At 44.7% G+C, this 23,148-nt stretch carries 14 protein-coding genes and 1 pseudogene; 5 read left to right on the plus strand and 10 right to left on the minus strand.

Features of this window, described 5'->3' with window-relative positions:
- Window positions 1-617: 617 nt before the first annotated feature.
- The 9 genes and pseudogenes from MAS10914_RS0107425 to MAS10914_RS0107460 all read right to left on the minus strand — a co-directional run bounded on the left by MAS10914_RS0107425 (window position 618) and on the right by MAS10914_RS0107460 (window position 14,089).
- Window positions 618-1,010, minus strand: coding sequence for a hypothetical protein (locus MAS10914_RS0107425; RefSeq protein WP_156818109.1), 393 nt, complete (start codon window positions 1,008-1,010; stop codon window positions 618-620).
- Window positions 1,011-1,399: 389 nt separating this feature from the next.
- A complete protein-coding gene (locus MAS10914_RS0107430) occupies window positions 1,400-1,945 on the minus strand; it encodes a GIY-YIG nuclease family protein (RefSeq protein ID WP_017315285.1) in 546 nt (181 codons plus the stop codon).
- Between the two features lie 67 nt (window positions 1,946-2,012).
- Entirely contained in the window at window positions 2,013-2,345 is a 333-nt protein-coding gene (locus MAS10914_RS0107435) for a hypothetical protein (protein WP_017315286.1), read from the minus strand.
- Window positions 2,346-2,435: 90 nt separating this feature from the next.
- Window positions 2,436-2,671: pseudogene (locus tag MAS10914_RS32670) on the minus strand (chloramphenicol acetyltransferase); the annotation flags it as partial.
- 93 nt (window positions 2,672-2,764) lie between these two features.
- A complete protein-coding gene (bcsA, locus tag MAS10914_RS0107440; protein ID WP_017315287.1) occupies window positions 2,765-5,359 on the minus strand; it encodes a UDP-forming cellulose synthase catalytic subunit in 2,595 nt (864 codons plus the stop codon).
- A 307-nt stretch (window positions 5,360-5,666) separates the two neighbouring features.
- Entirely contained in the window at window positions 5,667-8,072 is a 2,406-nt protein-coding gene (locus MAS10914_RS0107445; RefSeq protein WP_017315288.1) for a cellulose biosynthesis cyclic di-GMP-binding regulatory protein BcsB, read from the minus strand.
- Window positions 8,073-8,238: 166 nt separating this feature from the next.
- Window positions 8,239-9,381 (minus strand): glycosyl hydrolase family 8, encoded by a 1,143-nt coding sequence (locus MAS10914_RS0107450; protein WP_017315289.1) that lies wholly within the window; start codon window positions 9,379-9,381, stop codon window positions 8,239-8,241.
- 203 nt (window positions 9,382-9,584) lie between these two features.
- Window positions 9,585-11,966, minus strand: a complete 2,382-nt coding sequence (locus MAS10914_RS0107455; RefSeq protein ID WP_017315290.1) for a tetratricopeptide repeat protein — start codon at window positions 11,964-11,966, stop codon at window positions 9,585-9,587.
- Window positions 11,963-14,089 (minus strand): carbohydrate porin, encoded by a 2,127-nt coding sequence (locus MAS10914_RS0107460; protein WP_017315291.1) that lies wholly within the window; start codon window positions 14,087-14,089, stop codon window positions 11,963-11,965. The genes MAS10914_RS0107455 and MAS10914_RS0107460 overlap by 4 nt, the downstream gene beginning before the upstream one ends.
- Window positions 14,090-14,304: 215 nt before the next feature.
- Between MAS10914_RS0107460 and MAS10914_RS0107465 the strand changes: the two genes are divergently transcribed.
- The 3 genes from MAS10914_RS0107465 (at window position 14,305) to MAS10914_RS0107475 (ending at window position 16,975) form a co-directional block, all read left to right on the plus strand.
- The gene (locus MAS10914_RS0107465; protein ID WP_026082401.1) at window positions 14,305-15,057 is read left to right on the plus strand and encodes a hypothetical protein; all 753 of its coding nucleotides are present in this window, start codon (window positions 14,305-14,307) and stop codon (window positions 15,055-15,057) included.
- Window positions 15,058-15,791: 734 nt separating this feature from the next.
- Window positions 15,792-16,112 (plus strand): 30S ribosomal protein S20, encoded by a 321-nt coding sequence (rpsT, locus tag MAS10914_RS0107470; RefSeq protein ID WP_017315293.1) that lies wholly within the window; start codon window positions 15,792-15,794, stop codon window positions 16,110-16,112.
- Window positions 16,113-16,189: 77 nt separating this feature from the next.
- Window positions 16,190-16,975, plus strand: a complete 786-nt coding sequence (locus MAS10914_RS0107475; RefSeq protein ID WP_017315294.1) for a TatD family hydrolase — start codon at window positions 16,190-16,192, stop codon at window positions 16,973-16,975.
- Window positions 16,976-17,548: 573 nt separating this feature from the next.
- On the opposite strand, the gene MAS10914_RS33985 is transcribed toward MAS10914_RS0107475, so the two are convergent.
- Window positions 17,549-17,692, minus strand: coding sequence for a hypothetical protein (locus tag MAS10914_RS33985; protein ID WP_156818110.1), 144 nt, complete (start codon window positions 17,690-17,692; stop codon window positions 17,549-17,551).
- 39 nt (window positions 17,693-17,731) lie between these two features.
- On the opposite strand from MAS10914_RS33985, the gene rpoB reads away from it, so the two are divergent.
- Window positions 17,732-21,079: a DNA-directed RNA polymerase subunit beta gene (gene rpoB / locus MAS10914_RS0107485; RefSeq protein ID WP_017315296.1), complete on the plus strand. Its 3,348-nt coding sequence runs from the start codon at window positions 17,732-17,734 to the stop codon at window positions 21,077-21,079.
- A gap of 124 nt (window positions 21,080-21,203) precedes the next feature.
- Window positions 21,204-23,081: a DNA-directed RNA polymerase subunit gamma gene (locus MAS10914_RS0107490; RefSeq protein WP_017315297.1), complete on the plus strand. Its 1,878-nt coding sequence runs from the start codon at window positions 21,204-21,206 to the stop codon at window positions 23,079-23,081.
- Window positions 23,082-23,148 lie beyond the last annotated feature (67 nt).

Genomic DNA, 23,148 nt, shown 5'->3' on the forward strand with positions numbered 1-23,148 from the left:
TAACAAGACGCAGCGCAAGACCAACACTTGTGTTTGCTCGCACAGTTCATACTTGCGTGAGCATAGTGGCTAGGATATGACTCTAAGGAAAAGTCTAATTTCTATAGAGAGGCACTAAACTGGTAGTCATTGCCTTACTGTTATCTTCCAACTCACAAGAAGAAGTGTTAATAATTTTGTTTTTTAACACTATATTGTTCACACTTTAGTGTTAAAATGTGCGTGAACACGGGACTAAAACCAACCATGAAAACTTTGAGGAGAACGCCTCAATCTCTCTGAGGAAGAGTTGAGTTGTCAGTTAAATCTAAGTTTTCATACATTTGGCAATTGGGGAACCGGGAAAAAGTCCCGCCATTTCATAACGCAACTAGGTTGGCTCGTGAGCTAGGTGTTTCCCTTAAAACCCTGACTAGAACTTTTCGAGTAGATGTTAAGAGCATTTCCTCTGAGCCACTATCAAAACAATGCCTTACAGAAGGCCGCTCTGCTTCAATGTCTGCATCAAACCAAATGGAACCTTCAACCAACCAAAAAGCTACTTAATGGCTGGAGATATAGAACAGATACCACGAGATATGTAGTCACCTGCAAACACAAACGCTCCGATTAACTGCCTAAATTAATTGTAGACCCAGATTGTTTGTAAAAGAGAGAGGGGTGTCAACCCACATTTTCTGCAAAAATTCCACAACCAATGCCGATACACCTGAATAACCTGTAAATAGGTTGGGGATGGCTGCTAGATTTTGTTTGATGCTTTGCCAAGCAGATAATATTATTCCCGCTTGCTTTGAGGACAAATCATTTGGAGTGGAAATTTGCTGATTTCCCAGTCGAGGGGATGATGTTTGGCTACCCTTCATGGGAAAACTACCATCCCACATAGATACTTTCTTGATGAAGTATTGATTAGCTAATGTCAACATCTCTCGGCAGAATCTTCCACTGCCTCGTTCATCACTGATGCTCACATGATGCTCCCCGATAATCTGAATTCGCTTAACCACATTTACATCCTTGAAAAAGAAGAACAGGAAAAAAGGAAGTGAATAAAAAAAACTAAGATTGGTACTAGTTAAATTCCATTAGGTTAAATTACCCAAAGAAAGCCCCAGGTGATAAGCCTGGGGAGGATGCAAATCATGAAGGCATAACGGTTGGCGCTGATTTAGCGTCCTGCAATACTAAACCCGGTCGTGAACCAGGAAGAGGAGGTTCAAGCCTTCTGATGTGTGCATTTTGGTGCAATAACCTATTAACACCTACGATACTCCTGACAAAACGGATGTAGTTGCCAAAATGCCAAATTAGGAGATAAGGAGATGCAAGTAAAAATGTGGGTAAGACCCTACACCCCCATACCTCCAGACTCAGTTACAGTAAATGTGTAGCGCCCTTATTTCAAATCTAGTAAACCGTTTTCTTTCAACTTAGGATTGAAGCGAATTTGTGTTTGTAAACCACGGACTTCTAAAACTGCTAAAATTTCAGCCTCTACTCGTCGTGCCACATTTTTAATGATTTTGGTTTGCGCCATTTCATCATTTGCAGGATTGTCATATTTTGCCTGTTCTTCAGGTGTCATGACTGCTTTGGCATCTATAGACTGCGTCCATTTGTCCTTGCTTTGTGCATTTCCCGATGGCACACTGCCATTTTCAGCAATCCAGGTATGCTCGATGTTTTCTAAAACTGTACGATTGGGACGTTCAATTGTTTGGGCTTTCACCCAATAGCAATGTTGCGGTTGACGTACTAAGTGCTGCTTGAGGCTGAGATAAACATCGCGGGAATATCCTACAAATTGCAGCACTTTTTCTTGATCAAAAATTGCGTATACCCCAATTTTACCCTGTAATTGTTCGGGCAACTGACCGTTTCCGTCAATGAAGGGAATGTATTCCAAAGTTGATAAAGAAGGAAGATTAGTTTCTGTAGTCATAGATTAAGTTCAAAAAATCAAAATTTACTAATTTGTATTTATTAATGAGTTCATTTTCAAAAAAAAATCATTCCTGACTAATGACTATGTGATAAATTGCACAAAGGCGACTAGGTTTGAAAATTTTGGCATTGAACATAAAATTTGGCGGTACATTAATGATGGCGTACTCTTCAGATTCATAATACTTTTCAAATTCTACTGGCATACCTTTAGGAGTGGCTAGACTGTAAGGCACTGGTTGAAAAAGCAATTCTAAAAATTCAACCTTTTCGCATTTCAACTGTTGGGTGATTTGATGCAGGAAAGCTTCTCCAGTCAATAATTGAAATAACATTTCTTGAGCTTGTGGTTCGAGAGTAAAACTCGCATCAAAATTCTTAACAATTTTCAAAGGCATTTTACTTCCAGGTACTTGGTTATGGCTGAAAAATCAGAGAGCATTGGAGACATTTTAATACATCGTGAGCCTTCTATGAAAAGCCCAACTGCTCATGATGAATTTTACGCCTGTGGCTAAAGCGCAAAACCTTCCGATGATCAGCTTGTTGCCGATAAACGGATAGTGGTAAAGCACGTTGCGCTCAAAATTTTCTGAGTCTTCCGGGTCATCGTAATACCTATAATCCCCAATGATGATATTTGGATTCGAGACAACATTTTTGATGAAACAAACCTGGGGAAACCCTGCATTGGGTGTGGGACTCTCGCATCGGGATATTGCATCACAGCACAGAAGAATTGCTGACTTTTCTACTAAGTTACCGAAAAAAGCAGCGATTCCTCAGGGATAAACTCGCTGCTTCAAAATAACCGATTCTACAACACCTGCAAAAGCTGCTTAATTTTGGTATCTTGGCGTTGCTTGAATTTTGTTGGAAAATCCAAATCAATGACGAGCTTGCCATTTATGTCTTCTTGTACCCTACAAATTTCAGCAACCAACTTACTAGGTGAGGGGTTCCCCTCATCTCGACTCAAGAGCAAACCAACGAGTGGTTTGATATTTCCCATCTTGTGCAAGTCCTCTTGTCCAAGCACTCTGTCACCAGATTTAGCTCTTTTACCCCATATTTCCAGACGTAAACCTGTTACCCCTAGTTCCGTAGCAATTCCAGGGAAGAAATGACCATCCCAGTAGAGTTCACCGATGGCGTTAACCTGCTTGCGTATCTGGTTACGGGTGATTGGTTTGATCTCACGTAAAGAGCGAGTCAGACTGGTGACAAGGAACCCAAGGGAAGCAATTGGTTTGTCTATGGACTGGCGCTTCTGGGAATACCATTCACGCACATCAGAATACAAAATCAGGATTAAGTTATCCATTTGGGCACGGCTGGGATTGACAAAGTCAATTGCCAAAAGGGTTTCCGTATCACTTACAGGCGAGATTCGTACAACCCGTCCTGTTAGGGAGGTGCGAGTAGTAGAATCTCCCATAATCTCAACATCGATTTCATCCGGTAAGTTAGGCCAGGATTCCAAAGAAATCAATGCCCCAGTTTCTGAAATATTAACTGTTTCGCCCTTGAATGTCTGGTTGCTACTAGAAACAAGGACTCTAAGGCGTCGCTGCAAACGATGGGAAGAACGCACCTGCGGCTGCTCAAACCCCACTAGCAATGCCGCTATTAGCAGAATGAGGTTAAAACCTGACCATAAAGTGTTGACCAAGACTGCTTGCCAATCCTCTGGACGAAGCAACAACCAGTAGGGAACGGCAAATAAGGAAGTAAAAACGAACGCCGCTACCACGATAAGACCACGCATTGACTGCCAGTCAAAAGTACGCTTAGTAACGTTCACCCCTTTATCAGTGACGTTAAAGGAACCAAGATTGGGGTTAATGAGCGCTAACATCGTCACCCACCCTGCTTGGAAAGCCATCACAAATTCAAAAATTTCGTTCCAAAACGAAAAACGGACATTTTTGTAGATGAGGTGGTTGGTGAATAGGGCGAGGAGAATATGCGGTACGGCGTAGGCTAGAGTTTCCAAACCTAGACCTCGGATGGGGTTAATGCCAAACAATAAGAACAGCGTGGGAACAATTGCATATATCAGCCGAGGATACCCGTACAAGAAGTGCGAAGTCGCACTAAAATAACAAATTCGTTGAGGAACCGTTAATTTCAAGCTGGAATTAAACAGAGGGTTTTCCAGTCGCAGAATCTGCGCCATGCCCCTTGCCCAGCGCACCTGTTGACCCACATAGGAAGAAAACGTGTCTGGAGCTAAACCAGCCACCATAATTTTGTCGTAATAGACCGATTTGTAACCACGAGAGTGTAACCGTAGTGCTGTGTGACAATCTTCTGTCACAGTTTCAACCGCAATTCCCCCAACTTCCAAGGCATGGGACTTACGGATTACAGCCGCTGAACCGCAGAAAAAAGCAGCATTCCAAAAATCGTTGCCTTTTTGCAGCACTTTGTAAAACAGTTCATTGCCCACAGGGATTTTACCGCCTGTGAGCAAATTGCGCTCGAAGGGGTCGGGGTTATAGAACCAGTGAGGGGTTTGGACAAACGAAACCTTTGGGTCGTAGAAAAAGCCCACTGTATCTAGCAGAAATTGACGCGATGGGATGTGGTCGCAGTCTAAAATCAAAACTAAGTCGCCGTCAGTGTTGCGAAAGGCGTTATTGATATTACCAGCTTTAGCGTGGTTGTTGTTGTCCCGCGTCAGATGAATGCAGCCAATTTCTTCACACATTTGCCGTATCTGTTCTCTTCTTGCCCGGAACTTTTCTCGGCGCGGGTCATTTTCTTTATATCTTCTCGGACGACCATCATCTAGGATATAAACTGTTTTTTTACCGGGAGCATAATCGCACGCTATTGCTGCTAACGCGGTCTTGCGAACAATTTCAACATCTTCGTTGAAGGTGGGGATGTAGATATCAACAGTGAACCACTCTTGGTGAGGAATGGTGGAAAGATCAACTGGCTGGCGCTCTTTTATTTTTAAAGTTTGAAAGTATGCCAATGCCAAAGTTAGAATAGCGTACAGCTCGGCAGAATATAGTAGTAAGCAAGCAATGCTGTTGAGCAAGCCATCAAAGTTGAGAGTATAGCTTGTGCGGTAGTATAAGTAACGCAGTGTTGTTACGAAACTGAGCCACACCATAAACAGGTGATAATACTGGCTGATTTCAAGAGAAGACTCTTGTTCCTCGGCTTGCATAACCAATTGACCAAGTATCACAAAAAACAATGCAATGACTGCTTGCTGCCATACTCGTAGCGGGGTAATAATCAGTGGAATTGAAAGCAGCAACAGTAACAAAACAAGCCACTTAAACTGTTTCACACCCACATTTTCTAAAGCGCGGTCAAAAAATTGGGGCGTGATATCAATGAGCCATCTGCTTAAGTTAAAACGCTGTCTTTGAGGAGAATTTAATGAAGACATTTTTGACTTTGAATTTTAGATTGAGAATTTGGCTGGAGAATTTTGGATTTAGTAATTGCTGATGTAGTCAGCGCTTAATCACTTACTACGAACTCATCAATAGTCGGCAGTTTATGACACAATACGGTTGGTAATAAGACTTTTTGTAAGTGTGATTCCTTATTCTTAATTGTCCAGAAGTGCCATGACGAGCCAGCGTTCTAGAGAGGGTTAGCCCACTTTCACGGCAACTCACGTCACGTCTGGACACAAATGCAATTGTTACAAATAACTCTTAACTCAACTGTATTGGTTTATGACAACGCTTTTAATTCCTATCAGCAAGAGCAAGGCGCTTTAAATACAACTGGACAATACCATAAAGTAGAAGCGACACACCAACAATACCAACAGGTAGGAGTAGCCAATTTTCCTGGAGCAAGCGCGATGTCTTACTGAGTAAATTGGTATTTTCTACACGAGTTCTTGAGGAAGCACTGCGGAAAAACTCTAGTTGATAAGCATCTGGCTCGTAAGGAGCCGGATTTTTCTTATCGCTGCCAATCAGCACTGTATCCTGTTTGAGTTGGAAAAATAACGAGTCTTGATTGACTACTTGGCGCACTCGCTCTAAGCCAGTTTCCGTTTGAGCTGTTAATGCCAGAATAGTTCGCTCCTTGCTCCAAGGAGAAATAATTTGCTTAATCATTCCTTGTGAATCTTGTGGGGTTTGAATCGTACCTTGAGCCGATACACGGGAGAATGCTTGGCTCAAGTTTAAGCCAGTGGATTTAAAGACTTCAGGGAAAGGAAACTTGTCTCGCGTACCAATTCCTACAAGATGCTCATTCTTGCGAACTGAGTCAGGAATTGATTCGGGCTTATAAACCTGGAGTTTTACAGAATCTGCTTGACTGAGCCGCCCCAGGCGTTCACTCAACGCAAGCAAGGTGAGTATATCTGTATTAGACGGGCTTTGTGGCAAAACGATCGCCGTTTTAGATAAATCTTGAGGTGCAGCAAACGGAAAACCAAATTGCAACAAACCCAAATCTGGTAGCTGTACGGAAGTTTCCCGTTTTAAATCGAAGCTAGTTTCAGCATGAAGTGTACCTATTAATTGTTGGTCTGGTGCGCTAATACAATTTTGCTTGTCAAATGGTTCTTTGGGATTCATCCGGAAGAATATCTGGAGTAGAGAGTTGGGGCGTAGTAAGTGCGCTGGTAAATCAACTCTCAAGCTTTGGCGAGTTTCTCCAGAGTCTGAAGTTAGACGTGCGCCACCGATGTATTTACCGTCGAGTAACACTTCTAGCGCCGAGGTTCTGGAGTTCATCTGCGGACCATAGCTATAAACTAAGTTCATAGAACTGCCACGCACAAATCTGTCATCAGGTAAGGCGTGGAAATCAATTTCAATAGGCGGTGCTGCTGAACCACGTACCGCCACATCACCAAACGGCTCACCATTAAGCGGTGTTTTCATGTCGCTGAGTCTAAAGTTATTTTCCTCTGGAATATAACGAGGCCACTGTCGAGGTTCAGGTGCTATCACTTCCTTAACTTGATTGACAAAAACGACTGAACCCGTGCCCATTTTTCGCAAGTCAGGCTGCACCAAAAACTGTACTGCCTTAGCCACACCTTTTGGTCCATTACCAGTCGCAATCAAGACGGGGGTGCCACCCTCTTTTTTAGTCGTGGTTGCAATTAACACCCCTGTGTCCTCTGGAACTGGCTTTTCATTAATATCGAGAATTTCAGTACCAGCAACAGAAAGGGGTAATTTCAAAGAGGCTAAAACCGGTTGTTCGCTAGGAGTACCAATAATGACCAGCCGTTGTTCAGGCTTCACACTACCTATATTAGAAACCAGGCTCGTTTCTATTGGGCGAAAATCTGCAAGTCTGCCAAATACTGCCTGCAAACGAGCTGCTGCTGTCAACCAGTATTGACTCGTCTGACTTGGTTGTAAGTAAACAATACGATTAGTTTCTAAGCCTAGTTGATCAAAGAAGGGATAGGGATAGCGGCTAAAGTTGAGGGGAATCGGCTGCCGTTGGAAACTAAAAATTAATTTAGAATCTGGCAGAATCTCCGTCCACAATTCGGGGTCATGAGGGTCAGTACATTCTTGTGAGCTATTCTGCTGCGCTACAAACTTAATTTCGTTGTAATCCTGAAGCAGTTTAGGATTGATATTGATGAGCACCTGCGCGACTTGGGACTGTTCGCGGTTGAGCGATACGCTGCCTACAGCAGTGTCATTGACGAGTACCGTTAGGTTAGAACGTTTGGCATAGAGTGATGGTGAGTGCTGGAACCGAATTAAAGCTTGCACCTTTGCGATTTTCCAGCCACGAGGACGGTTAAAGCCAAGACGACCTTCCGCATTAATTCCTCGTAGGCGCAAACGGTTACCAACAATCGGACTGCGATTAAATTCGAGGTTGTACGTTATTAGATTCTTTGCATCAGCAGCCTCTTTTTTGTCTTCCTTGTCTTTGCGGTCAGCTTTGGGTTGAGTTGCTTGAGCTAACAAAATAGTCTGCTGTTGCCGCTGTTGCCCTGGATACTTTTGCTGCTGGAAAAATTCTCGAGACTGCGAATCCTGCTGTTGCAAATCTTCTTTATTCTGAGCTTGAGCGCTGGTCAATGAACCAGGAAACAGTAATAAGCAAGAAGTAAAAATAATTGCTTTTGTACTGAGTTGGGAGTGGAATAACTGCTTCATATGACAGTGTGATTATTAGAGAGAGTGGAGAAATTTTCAATCTTTGGTTGTAATTTACGGAGTTTTTGTTAGCTAAATTTACTACTTGAAAATTTGTTATTTTTATACATCAAAAATGAACCCCATTGTTTATTGTTTTTCAGCATTATCAATAAAAATCTTACTGCTACTTCGCTTTTAGGAGTTGCTGCGGAAGTACTGAGGGAGGCAATATACCTAACCAAGCCAAATTTTGTGTATAATAAGCAGATTTGTCATCCCAAATGCCCTGTTTGTATTGAGGTAGCACTTTCTTCATAAATAACTCCTGAGCTAGCCGTGGTTCTACTAAGTCCCAAGCGGTGTAAAGCATAGCGTATTGCGATGTTGCTTCATAATCCACCAATCCTTTGCCCTTCAGGTCAATGCGTGCTGGTAAACGCGATTGTTCGCGCCACAGCTTTTGCAGATATTGACTGCGTGTTTGGAGATAGCGTCGCGCTTGCGGTGATTTGAACCATGCAGCATCTAGCGACAAACGCCACCAAACTCGATAAGCATCAAAGCCATACAGAGTCTGAAGTTGGCTAGACTGCGGTAAGGATTGGTATGTCCCTGTTTTGGTATCTTGGGCTACCCAGTCACTGGGCAAACCAACGGCGGAAAGTGGCGCTGATTTTTCTAGGACTTCGTAGCTGGTGTCTACCAAGCTCAACCAATCATGCTTCGGATCTACTTGGGCAAATAACCGAAAAGCATAGGGAGCGAAGTAAGAGGGGTTGAGGTAAAGGGTTGAGGCATTCGGAACAAATGCAGCCACAGGACCTGGTAGCAAATAGCGCTTACCCTCGTGTCCTACTGCGGTGGAAAGGTTCCACAAATCTTGCAGTTTAGCTTTTGCTAGGTCGAGGTATTCAGGACGATTCCAACGTCGAGAGGCAAGAATCAGAGCAGTAATGGCATCAATATCACCATCACTAGCAAAGTTGCTATCGATCGCACCCCAGTTACCATCTGTATTTCGTCCCCACTTCCACGCCCACAAGTTGTCTGTCCGTTTGCTGTTTATTTGTCGCTGAAGGTTATTTTCTCCCCAGTTCAAGGTCAAGGCAAAAGTTGCAGGGTCATTGATCAGTACTGCTCGCAACATGGCATATGCCTGACCTTCACTTGTGGAGCGATCGCTCGCTTCATAATCAATAACCCGCCCATCATCCTGGATAAATCTCTGGCGGTAGGTTTCCCAACTTTGGGCTAGCAACTCTCGGTTAGGAGTGGATTTAGGTAAAGCAGCGAGAAATACTGAGATTTCGCTACTATTCAATGGCATAGCTGTTGCTGCCGGACTCCTATAATCCGATACTTCCCTCTTTATTATTGAGTATCCTAAATTACAAGCGCTGAGAACAATCATGCTAACAATAACTGCCAATTTCGCTAGGTATCGCATTTTTACGAAAGGACAAGGGGGATAAGGGGAGGTGGGGAGATTGGGAGGTGGGGAAAGAAGAAGTAACCGTCACCCCATCACCTTCATTTCCCTCTGCGTTCATAGTTCTCCCAAGGTGGCTGAAAACCACGCCGTTGCAGGAAGTCTTCTTGTATTTGCTGGCTCTGCCGAGACACTTCAGTATCAGTTGTGCCTTGGGAAATTTGTTCTAGTTCCAGTTGCTCAAGCTGTGAGAGCGCTGTCAGGGGCTGGTCTTGAATAGCACTTAAGCCAGCAAGGGCGCGGCGTGCGTCTTTATCTTGCGGTTTTTGGGCGACAACTTGCGAATAAATTTGTTGTGCCGCCTCAAAGCGTCGCTGTTGAAAACGAATTCCCCCTAAAGTGGCAAGGGCATCTAGGTTATCTGGTTGCTGCGCCAAGATATTTTCGTAAGCCTTGCCAGCCAAATCTAAATCACCGATCGCTCGTGCTAACTCTCCTTGCAACTGGTATGTGTTCACATTGTTAGGGAGGCGAGCAATCAACTGTTTCACCCGCGCTTGTGCTTCAGTGGGATTGCGTTTTGCTATCACTTGCACCAACCGCAACTGCACTGGTAAATAGCTGGGGTCAACTTGAATTAAGTAATTATACAGAGATTGACGCTGTGGTTGTGCTGGTAGTACTCCCACTAAACTAAAGAGTTCTGGCGGCGTATTCGTTGCAGGTTGTGTTGCTAACCAATTGTTGAGAACAGCTTCCGCTTCTTGTTCAGAAAGTTTCTTCCCTTGATAGGCAATACTAGTACGCCCTAACTGAGTCGTCACATTCTGGGGTTGACGCGCTATCAATTCGTCATAAGCTGCTAAAGCCTCATCAAACCGTCTTTGCTGCACTCGCACACCCGCCAGTCCGCGCAAAGCACCTTCAGTGACATCATCACTTCCTAACTTAGTTGCCAACACAGCTTGGAAGCGTTGGGCGCTGGCTTCTAAGTTGCCCTCCCGTCGCTCAATTTCTGCTGCTAGCAACTGGGGTGCGAGGCTTTTTGCTCCTTCAGGTGTTGCTGTATAGGCTGCCAAAGCTTGTCTTGCGCCATGTGTGTCATTAAGTTGTAGATAAATCTGAGCGATGCGGAAATTTAAAAATGGTACGTCTATCTTTGGTGAAATAGTTTGATATACAGGCAGAAGTTCCGGATCGGGAGCATCAATGTCTGCTAGGGCAAGAGCTATCTGTTGTAATTGCACCGGATCTGAAGGTAAAGGTTCAAGTTCAGCAATCAAACGTTTTTTCAAGTCGTTTTTGGCAAGCAGCCCCAGTTCATTTTCTAGGGCTAACTGCCGCAGGACTAAACTTTTATCATTCGGTGACTGTGATGCCGCTTGGCGATAGAGCTGCAGTGCTATTTGCTCTCCTTGGGGTAAACCCGTGAAAACATCACCGGCTTCTCGCAACAAGGCTGGTGAGGGGTTGGGAGTGTTGGCAAGTGCTTGACGGTAAAGAGTGGCAACTTGCTGTGCTATGGCGGGGTTATTGGTCGAGGTACGAATTTCATTGAGAGAACGTGCTAGAGGTAAAATCGCATCTGGTCTATTTTGTATAGGCTCTAATACCGCTAAAGCTTGCTCTGACTGTTGATTAGCAACATACGCTTTAGCAAGTTCGGCTCGCGTTTCAATGGCTACTTGGTTGAGTGTTTTGGAACGCTGCAACTGCTCTTTTAAAATCTGTACTGCTGCTCTTGGATTGCCTGTTTCTCGTAGGGTGCTAGCGTAGGCTACTGTAGCCAACCCGGTGATGGGTTTGCCAGTTGTTTGATAACGCTTGAATAATTCCAAGGCTTTTTGGTAATTGCGGCTATAACTATAAGCTTGAGCTGCACCAATGATAGCTTCAGGTGTGGGATTGTTTGCCAACACTATCTGGTAGTCTACGAGCGACTCGCTCAACTTTCCTTCATAGGTGTACAACAAAGCACGATAAGAACGGGCTTGTATATCGTTGGGATTTAACTTTAATAAAGTGTTGAGAGCTTCAATTCCTCGTGCTTGCCACTCTGGGCGATAAGTTGCCATTATCCCCACAATCTTGAGCGCACTTTGGTTGTTGGGGTCTTGCGCCAGCACCTGTTGATAACTCTTCCATGCCTCGGTAATACGTCCAGCACGGTTATAGGAGATTGCTAACCCTACCTTGGCTTGCAAAGATTGCGGGTTTTGCTTTAAAGCTTGCCCAAAGGCTTTAATTGCATCATTGACCCACCCTTTTTTGAGAAGATTGTAACCTCGTTGCACTGCTGAAGAAGACTTCTGAGCTAGAGCAGGAGCAATGTTATTCAACAACGGTACATTGACTAAGTGAGTCAAAAGGAAAAATGAAACAGTAATCACAAACAGATTAGAAAAGCTTTTCGTTTTAATATCTTTTACACTCGTTCGCAAGTTTGAGCAGGGATTGCCTTTGTCTTTGTGCTTTTGGCTCATTGAGATCCTCTCCGTCTTGGAGTCACATTAAACTCTGAACGCACCCTAATACCCAGAACTGTTTCCTCAAAATTATCTCGTCCTTGAACCGTAAAACCGAATCTTAGATTAGGCAGAAATTTAAAATCGTAGTAAAGCTCTAACACATCTGGCGTATCTCCTTCACGCAGGCTGTCATTCGATAAAGCACGTCCGTAAGCTAGCCCTAATCTGTCATCAGGCGTAAATAAATCCAAAAAGCTAAATCCAAATGAATAAGTATCTGCACCTTCTCCCAAATCGCGATTTTCGTAGCGACCGTATCGTCCGAAAAGACCTAATTTCAAATTGGGAATAAAAACTTCAGCATTCAAACCGTACGCTTCTTCGCGGTCGTCGTCTTGCGTTCCAAAGATTGTGCTTTGTGTATTCCTCGCAATCCCATAGCTTTCAGGGAAAGTATCGCCAACTCCAGCGTCGCGATCGCTGGCATAAGTCCCGCGAATAATCGCATTCCCATAACGAATGGCGATTTCTCCGGCAAATGCATCTAAGGCAAAATCACTGATTTTGTCTGAAGACGAAAAAACCGCTGCCTTCGCTTCGATATTATCGGTCACACTCCAGTTCACAAGCAAACCAGGGCGGGAAGCAATTCCTGTTGCAGCCAATGCTGGGTTTGTCTGGAACGTAGGATTAAAAAATTGGCTTGCCCCGTCTTTAGCAAAGCTGTTCCGGTCGAAATAAGACGTTAAGTCTAGCTGACCCAAGACAAAACGTAGATTGGGCAACCCTCCTAAAGAAGTTGCAAGGTAAAGCTCGTTGATGTTCAACCCATCACCACGGGAATCAACTAGGATATTTTCTCCACTCACCAAATCCAAGGTTGCCCCAAATAAGACTTGGGGAGTGAGCGGATACACTCCTGAAAGTCGCGCCCGTGCTGCGGTATCGTCTCCTTGGGTAATGTAGACTCCTTGAAGTTGTAAAGAGGGTTCTCGCAAAGCTGTGCTTCTGTTTGAGGGGCGATTTCTATCTATTGGTTGTGGAGTATTTGGTGGTATTGCCGATGGCTGTGCAGGAGTTGTGGGAGTTGTTGGAAATTCTTGCCTTTGTGCTGTTGGTGCTGTTTGGGCAACTGGTGGCGAAGAGACGACTTGGCAGTTCAGGAATGGGTTCGAGGTTGGTGTGGGAGTTCCGGCGGATAGCGAAGAGACGACTTGGCAGTTCAAAAGTTGATGAGAGTGAGTTGCTGGAGTGCCCGGAATTGATGAGTGTGTTGCCGCTTCGCAGTTCAAGAGTTGGTTGAAGGTAGGCGTCCTAGAGCCGGCAATTGGTGATGATGAGACAACTTGGCAGTTGAGGAGTTGGTTGGAGGTTGATGCTGGGGTGTTGGGAACTGAGAACTGTGTTGCTGCTTGAGAGTTGAGGAGTTGATTGAACGTTGGTGTGGATGTGTTGGGAACTGAGGAGTGCGTTACTGCTTGAGAGTTGAGTAACTGATGAGATGTGGGAGTGCCTGGAAGTGGTGGTAGAGGAGCTTGTTGTGGTTGAGTGTTGAGTACTTGATTAAAGGTGGGTGCAGATGGTGCAGTGAATTCTTGCGTGATCGTCGTACTTGGAGGTCGTGAGAGAGGAGCCGCTTGGCTGTTTGCTTGTCCCACATTCACTCCAGAAACTTGACGAATGTTTTCCTGGGCTTGTTGTGCCATCACAGTAGAACGCCGTGGAACCGAATTCCGTGGGGGTGAAGGTACTTTTCCAGGCATTTGCTGCTGGATAAAGCGACTCTCCAACTGCTTAAGATCATCTGCTGGATATTGGTATACACTTTCAGACGAAGATTTTGCTCTCGGTGCGACTGCAACACCAGTTGCTTGCCCTGATGTCCTAGGTGGTGGAGGTTCTATTTGGGACTCCAACTGTTGTTGCTTGCTGGGTAAAGGTGATTTGGGTACTTGTAGTAATTCCTGAAAATTGAAGTCTCTCGACTGTTGATTGTGTGGGTTTTGTTGAGCTAAACATGCATCATTCACTGCTAGTATCCACAAAATTGAGATGGAGGCAGTCTGAAGCAGAAAATAAGCCCTATTCCACTGTTGGGGCAGAGTAAATTTATAACAATCTAATACTGGGGGCTTCATTAGTCTAGCTGATAAATAACTAAATTTTTTTGTTGTTAGATGTCGCCACTTTATCAAAAACTGTAAGTATTTTTGACGAAATTATGCAAATTTTGGATTGTTAATTAACTTGGTTAAGAGGTAGTGAAGCTTTTTGTTTTTCCGGTTTATGTATTAGAAAATAGGTGAAAATATACTCTATGTGGTTTTTCATTGGACAAAATCCCGATTTTTCTATGTTTAGTCTATATTTCCAGCTTATTTGCCATAATTTTAAAAAATTATCGGCGACTGCTACCCTGGCAGGTATTTCCTTGCTGCTGCTAACGGTCAGTTATGGCTGTAATAAAAAAGCACAAGAAGAAGTGCAGCTAGACATTAAAAGCGTGGAACCAACAAACAGTAATGGTGTATACAACGTCGTAGGTAGTACAAATCTACCTGACTCGAGCCTAATTGCGATCGCAGCAGTTCGCTATTTGATTCCAATAGAAGGACAACAAATAGGATTTTTGAATGATCCAGCGAACAATAACCGTTCAATTCTGGCTCGCCAAATTGTTGAAGTGAAACAGGGACAGTGGCAGGCAAACCTAAATCTTTGGCAAGTGACACCCAATGGTCAATTTCAGGAAGTTTGGCAAGCTCATGAAGTACAAATGAAACTGCGTCCAGACAGTAACGTCATCTTTATAGCCACCTTCGAGCCTGCTGGTCAGTTAAAGAAATCTAACTTGCAGCTTGAAGGTAAACAGCTTCGCTTTACTAACGAAGGTGAAATTTACGTACAAGCACGTCAAACCATGCCGATATCCCTACCCGTGCGGAAAACAACACCTCCTCGTCTGCAACCAGAAGATTTGAATAATACCTTGGGATATCAATCTCCAATTCAAGTGCCAATCTTGACCTCAAACGCTTCTTTCCTGCGCTCAGGTAAATTCAGTCAGACTAATGCACCCTTGAAACCTTCTGAATTTCTACGCTAACTGACTACAGGCGGACAAACTAATGCACCCTTAAAACCTTTTAAATCTCCACTCTCAAAAAGAGCGCCTGAGTTTTACACTCACCTGACTTCATATCTGTTAGGAGAATCATAGTATATTTTAAATCTATCTGGCGCTTTTTCTTCAGTATGAAATTATTAAAGTTTTGGTAAATTGAGAAACTCCCTTTAATCTCGAATCTCAAACTTACTAAGCCAAAATCATATAAGTTTTTATGAAAACGAAATTCTGCTCTCAGTAAAATTCTGTAGTTAAACCTGATTTTTATAACCAGGGTAACACTTATGTCACAACTACTACTTAAGCTCACCTTTTTTTAACTTAAAAAATAAAATTAAATTTTAAAAAAATATTAAAATTTAGGGTTGTAGGGGAATCCGTCGGATTTCTTCGTAAGATGACAATATGATTTTGAAAAAGCTTTTTCTATATATAGATATGGGGATTATCCAAAATAGAGTATAGGGAGTATGGGGGTATAGAAGAATCAAAATCAAAATTGAACATATCTTTTACTACATCCTTATCCCCCTAGACCGGTATAAGTGGAATGCCTAGCCCCTCTAAGGGCTTACAACTCTACACCCCCACTCCTGCTCTATGTAGGAGACTTGGTGAAATTTTTGTCTAGCATCTTAACATTGGCAATAATGGTGCTATATTAGTAAGCCTAGTAGTGTGTTTACATATCAATAGTCTTTCTGGAACTGACTGTGGCGAATACAAAGTCTGCTCTCAAACGTGCCGAAATCGCAGAACGAAACCGACTGCGTAACAAAGCATATAAATCGGCAGTGAAGACACTAATGAAAAAATACTTCGTTGCTGTAGAAACTTATGCGGCTAACCCTAGCCCAGAATCAAAACAAGAAGTCCTTGCTCGAATGTCGGAAGCTTATAGCAAAATCGACAGAGCCGTAAAACGGGGTGTACTTCATCCTAACAACGGAGCCCGAAAAAAGTCAAAATTGGCTCAAAGGCTAAAAACACGTACACAACCAGCAGCAACTGCACCAGCAGCAACAGCTGAGTAGCCTTTAGGTTCTTAGTCCTTGGTCTTTAGCCGATGACTAATGACTAATGACTAACTTCCAATGACTAATAAGGTAAGATGCAGCTTTTTGATACCCACGTTCACGTCAACTTTGATGTTTTCCAGCCAGATTTAGAAGCGGTGCGAGCGCGATGGCAACAAGCAGGCGTCGTGCGCTTAGTACACTCTTGCGTAGAGCCATCGGAGTTTTCCAGCATTCAAGCTCTAGCTCACCGTTTTCCCGAACTAAGCTTTGCCGTGGGCTTGCATCCTTTAGATGCAGGAAAATGGAATGAAAAGACAGCTAAAGAGATATTATCTTTAGCTAGTTCTGACTCTAAAGTGGTAGCAATTGGGGAAACAGGGCTGGATTTTTATAAAGCAGATAACTACGAGCAACAGCGAATGGCATTTGAGACACATTTAGAAATCGCCACTGAACTCAACTTACCCGTGATTATCCACTGCCGCAATGCAGCGTCAGAGGTTAGGGAAGTGCTGCAAAAATGGAAGAACCTCAAAGGAGAAAGTGTGCGGGGTGTCATGCACTGCTGGGGTGGAAACCCAGAAGAAACCCAATGGTTTATTGACTTGGGCTTTTACATCAGTTTTAGCGGAACCGTGACCTTTAAGGGCGCCAAACAAATTCAAGAATCAGCTGCTATGGTCAGGAGTGATCGGCTGTTGATTGAGACGGATTGTCCTTTTCTGGCACCGGTTCCTAAGCGAGGCGAACGACGCAATGAGCCTGCGTACATTCGCTATGTAGCAGAGCAGGTCGCCAGAGTGCGGGGGGAAACAACAGATGCGATCGCATCTCTGACAACAAAAAATGCGTGTGAATTATTTGGCTTAACAGTATAGGACATCCCCTTAGTGGGGAAACTTATAAAAAACATGGAACTCCAGGAGGACAAAAATATGGTAATATTATTTCCTCCAAAACAGGTTTGCATAAGTCATAATGGTTAAGGAAGCAACTATTGAATTCTACAGTTGAGTAACGCTAGTAAATTGACCATCCTCTCATCTCCACAATTGGATGCTCTTATTCCATAATGACTAGAACCTAATAAAGTCTAAAGGATGAAAGAAAAGATAAAAGATGAAAGACTCCATATTTCATTTCATACTTCATAGTTCATCCTTTAGATACCCTATCCTCTAGCAAGTGACTTCATATTTTACCTATAGAAAATTGTTAAACGAAATTGCCTTGTGATCACCACCCGCCAAGACAAGCTATCCATACATAGAGCAGGCTCAGGGGAATATTTTCCTCTGAGCATAAGGATATTATCCCTCTGGGGTTAAACACAAATAGTTCTGTGCAAGCCATAACAGTGTGAAACTGCGTATGTGAAGTAATGAGCTTTTTAGAGGGGGAAGTGAGGAAAGCAAAACAGACTAAAAAAAAGTTACACCATTTGATTTTGCTTATGAAGTCAATAGTTGGTGGAAGTTGGCAGCCTTTGGCTCCAAAAGAAGCAATTGCCCTGTTGCCAAAATCATTTGCGGCTTTAATTGCTCCGGCAAGCCCGTACCTGCTGGAGAGTAGGCGGTGTAAGGAGAAGTTCCCACACACTATTAAGTAAAACTTAGGTTGATAAAGGTAGAGGCATGACTAACGAAACAATTATGGAACCCGCCTTTTTGTTGCCAGACTTGATTGAAATCCAGCGTTCTAGCTTCCGCTGGTTTCTGGAAGAAGGGCTGATAGAAGAACTTAACTCCTTTAGTCCGATCACAGATTACACAGGCAAACTAGAGCTACACTTTTTGGGTCAGAACTACAAGCTCAAAGAGCCAAAGTACAATGTTGACGAAGCAAAACGACGTGACAGTACATACGCGGTACAAATGTATGTCCCCACTCGTTTAATTAACAAAGAAACAGGAGAAATCAAAGAGCAAGAAGTCTTTATTGGGGATTTGCCTTTGATGACTGACCGAGGCACGTTTATTATCAACGGTGCCGAGCGGGTGATTGTCAACCAGATAGTGCGATCGCCAGGAGTCTACTACAAATCAGAAATCGATAAAAACGGGCGGCGTACCTATTCAGCGAGCTTAATCCCAAACCGGGGAGCATGGCTGAAATTTGAAACAGACCGTAACGACTTAGTGTGGGTACGCATCGACAAAACCCGTAAATTGTCAGCACAAGTTCTCCTCAAAGCCCTTGGGTTGTCAGATAACGAAATATTTGACGCCCTGCGCCACCCAGAATACTTCCAAAAAACAATTGAAAAAGAAGGGCAATTTTCCGAAGAAGAAGCCCTCATGGAGTTATATCGTAAACTCCGTCCTGGTGAACCACCCACAGTGTTGGGAGGACAACAACTTCTAGATTCGCGGTTTTTTGACCCCAAACGCTACGACCTCGGTCGCGTCGGACGTTACAAACTTAACAAGAAACTGCGCTTGCAAGTGCCAGAAACAATGCGCGTCTTGACTCCCCAAGATATTTTGGCAGCAGTAGATTACCTGATCAACCTTGAGTTTGATATTGGTAACACTGACGACATCGACCACTTAGGTAACCGCCGCGTCAGAAGCGTGGGGGAATTGCTGCAAAACCAAGTGCGGGTCGGTTTAAACCGCTTGGAACGTATCATTCGCGAAAGGATGACTGTCTCCGATGCTGAAGTGCTAACCCCAGCTTCTTTGGTAAACCCCAAACCCTTGGTAGCAGCCATTAAAGAATTCTTTGGGTCTAGCCAATTATCGCAGTTCATGGATCAGACAAATCCTCTGGCAGAACTGACCCACAAACGTCGTCTTTCGGCACTTGGTCCGGGAGGTCTAACCCGCGAACGTGCAGGTTTTGCAGTACGAGATATTCACCCATCCCACTACGGGCGAATTTGCCCCGTTGAAACTCCAGAAGGTCCCAACGCTGGTTTGATTGGTTCCTTGGCAACCCATGCTCGCGTGAACCAGTATGGCTTCTTAGAAACCCCCTACAGACCTGTAGAAAACGGACGGGTACGGTTTGACTTACCACCTGTGTATATGACCGCAGACGAAGAAGATGACCTGCGGGTTGCCGCAGGCGACTTGCCCGTTGATGAAAACGGTGACATCATCGGACCTCAGGTGACAGTGCGTTATCGCCAGGAATTCTCCACAACCACACCAGAACAAGTGGACTATGTGGCAATCTCTCCTGTGCAGATTGTCTCTGTTGCTACCAGTATGATTCCCTTCTTGGAGCATGACGACGCTAACCGCGCCCTAATGGGATCGAATATGCAACGGCAAGCAGTCCCCCTGCTTAAACCAGAGCGACCTTTGGTGGGAACAGGCTTAGAAGCTCAGGCGGCAAGAGACTCCGGTATGGTGATCATATCGCGCACCGACGGGGAAATCACTTATGTAGACGCCACAGAAATTCGCGTACGTCCACGGACACTTCCCCCAACAGAGGGGACCTCCTCACGAGAAAATCCTACCAGACTCAACAATCCAGAAATTAGGTACACCATTTCCAAGTACCATCGCTCCAACCAAGACACCTGTCTCAACCAGAAACCCTTGGTGTATATGGGCGAACGGGTTGTAGCAGGTCAAGTGCTGGCGGATGGTTCCTCCACCGAAGGCGGTGAATTGGCACTAGGACAAAACATCGTCGTCGCCTATATGCCTTGGGAAGGCTACAACTACGAAGACGCGATTTTGATTTCTGAACGGCTGGTGCAGGATGATATCTACACCTCAATACACATAGAAAAATATGAAATTGAGGCAAGACAAACCAAGCTCGGACCCGAAGAAATCACCAGAGAAATTCCTAACGTAGGGGAAGACGCCTTGCGCCAGTTGGATGAACAGGGAATCATTCGCATTGGGGCATGGGTAGAATCTGGGGATATATTGGTAGGTAAAGTGACACCCAAAGGGGAATCTGACCAGCCACCAGAAGAAAAGCTGCTGCGGGCGATTTTCGGTGAAAAAGCCCGAGATGTTCGTGACAACTCCCTAAGAGTTCCCAATGGTGAAAAAGGACGTGTCGTAGATGTGCGCTTGTTTACCCGCGAACAAGGCGATGAACTACCACCTGGCGCAAATATGGTCGTCCGGGTGTATGTCGCACAGAAGCGCAAAATCCAAGTCGGCGACAAAATGGCAGGACGCCACGGTAACAAAGGTATTATTTCCAAAATCTTGCCAATGGAAGATATGCCGTACTTGCCAGATGGTTCACCAGTGGACATCGTACTCAACCCCTTGGGCGTACCCAGTCGGATGAACGTTGGACAGGTGTTTGAGTGTCTGTTGGGTTGGGCTGGTCACAACCTAGGAGTGCGGTTTAAGCTGACTCCTTTCGACGAAATGTATGGCGAAGAGTCATCTCGCAGTATAGTACATGGCAAGTTGCAAGAAGCACGGGACGAAACAGGCAAAACCTGGGTCTATAACCCGGATGACTCTGGCAAAATCATGGTGTACGACGGTCGTACTGGCGAACCCTTTGACAAACCAGTCACTGTGGGTGTGGCTTATATGCTGAAGTTGGTTCACTTGGTGGACGACAAGATCCACGCCCGGTCCACAGGTCCATACTCACTCGTTACCCAGCAGCCGTTGGGTGGTAAAGCACAGCAAGGTGGTCAGCGGTTCGGTGAAATGGAGGTGTGGGCATTGGAAGCCTTTGGTGCTGCTTATACCTTACAGGAGTTGCTCACCGTGAAATCAGACGATATGCAAGGACGGAATGAAGCCCTAAATGCGATCGTTAAAGGTAAGTCAATTCCTAGACCCGGAACACCAGAATCCTTCAAAGTGTTGATGCGAGAACTACAGTCACTAGGCTTAGATATTGCCGTACACAAGGTAGAGACACAGGCAGATGGTAGTTCTTTGGATGTCGAAGTCGATTTGATGGCAGACCAAGGAAACCGTCGTACGCCTCCACGTCCAACCTATGAATCCTTGTCCCGCGAGTCAATGGAAGACGAGGAGTAAAAGGTGTGTAGTAAGCGCTGCCATCGCTTACTACACACCACTAACAACTGAATACCTCACACCAGCACGGCATTATGTCCGTGTTCCTTATGAAGTCATAAATTAGAACACAGTTTAGACAAAGATGAGACCAGCCCAAACAAATCAGTTTGACTACGTAAAAATCGGCTTGGCATCACCAGAACGCATTCGGATCTGGGGTGAAAGAACTTTACCTAACGGTCAGGTAGTCGGTGAAGTCACCAAGCCAGAGACGATAAATTACCGGACTTTAAAACCCGAGATGGATGGCTTGTTCTGCGAGCGCATCTTTGGACCGGCCAAAGATTGGGAATGTCATTGTGGCAAGTATAAAAGAGTGCGTCACAGAGGAATTGTCTGTGAGCGGTGTGGCGTGGAAGTCACAGAATCGCGAGTGCGCCGTCACCGCATGGGTTACATTAAACTTGCCGCACCAGTCGCTCACGTTTGGTATCTCAAAGGCATTCCCAGTTATATCTCCATTCTGTTGGATATGCCCTTGCGGGATGTAGAACAAATTGTCTATTTCAATTCCTATGTTGTTCTTAGTCCTGGCAATGCTGAAACATTAACTTACAAACAGCTCCTCAGTGAAGACCAGTGGCTGGAAATCGAAGACCAAATTTATAGCGAAGATTCTACGCTCCAAGGGGTAGAAGTCGGTATTGGTGCAGAAGCCTTACTGCGGTTACTCGCCGATATCCAATTGGAGCAAGAAGCTGAATCTTTGCGGGAAGAAATTGGTACCGCCAAAGGTCAAAAGCGGGCAAAGCTGATTAAGCGGCTGCGGGTTATTGACAACTTCATCGCCACCGGATCGAAACCTGAGTGGATGGTCATGAGTGTGATTCCTGTCATTCCCCCAGACTTGCGTCCTATGGTGCAGTTGGACGGTGGACGATTTGCCACCAGCGATTTGAACGATTTATATCGCCGTGTGATTAACCGCAACAACCGTCTGGCACGCCTACAAGAAATTTTAGCTCCTGAGATTATCGTTCGTAACGAAAAGCGGATGCTGCAAGAAGCGGTGGACGCCTTAATTGACAACGGTCGTCGGGGACGCACGGTCGTCGGGGCAAATAACCGACCCCTGAAATCTTTGTCAGACATCATTGAAGGTAAGCAAGGACGTTTCCGCCAAAACTTGCTAGGGAAACGGGTTGACTACTCAGGACGTTCCGTCATTGTGGTAGGACCAAAACTCAACATCCACCAGTGCGGTTTGCCACGAGAAATGGCAATTGAGCTATTTCAACCGTTTGTCATCAATCGGCTGATTCGTAGCGGAATGGTGAATAATATCAAAGCCGCGAAAAAGTTGATATCTCGTTCTGATCCGAGTGTTTGGGATGTTCTAGAAGAAGTGATTGAAGGACACCCAGTTATGCTCAACCGTGCGCCGACTTTGCACCGTCTGGGTATTCAGGCTTTTGAACCAATTTTGGTGGAAGGGAGAGCAATTCAGCTGCACCCGCTCGTTTGTCCAGCATTTAATGCTGACTTTGACGGAGACCAAATGGCGGTACACGTACCGTTATCTTTGGAATCTCAAGCGGAAGCGCGGTTACTGATGCTGGCTTCTAACAATATTTTGTCCCCAGCAACTGGTAGACCAATTATTACACCTAGCCAGGACATGGTGTTAGGGGCGTATTACTTAACCGCCGAAAATCCCTATGCCACAAAGGGCGCAGGGCGGTACTTTGCTTCTCTAGATGACGTCATTATGGCTTACGAGCAGAAGCAAATCGAGCTGCATGCGTATATTTATGTACGGTATGACGGTGAAGTTGAGTCACCTGAACCAGATACAGAGCCAGTTGAAGTGATACCAAACGACGATGGTAGCCGGACGATAATGTATAAGTACCGCCGACTCCGAGAAGATGCTCAAGGAAACATGGTTTCTCAGTATATCCGCACAACGCCAGGTCGCGTTATTTACAATAAAGCGATTCAAGAAGCGATCGCTAGTTAATCGCTACGCAAAGTCATCAGTCAAAAACTCAAGAGTCAAAAAACTTTGGACTCTTGACTCTTGACTC

It is taken from the genome of Mastigocladopsis repens PCC 10914 (genome assembly GCF_000315565.1).
GTDB classification, from domain to species: Bacteria; Cyanobacteriota; Cyanobacteriia; order Cyanobacteriales; family Nostocaceae; genus Mastigocladopsis; species Mastigocladopsis repens.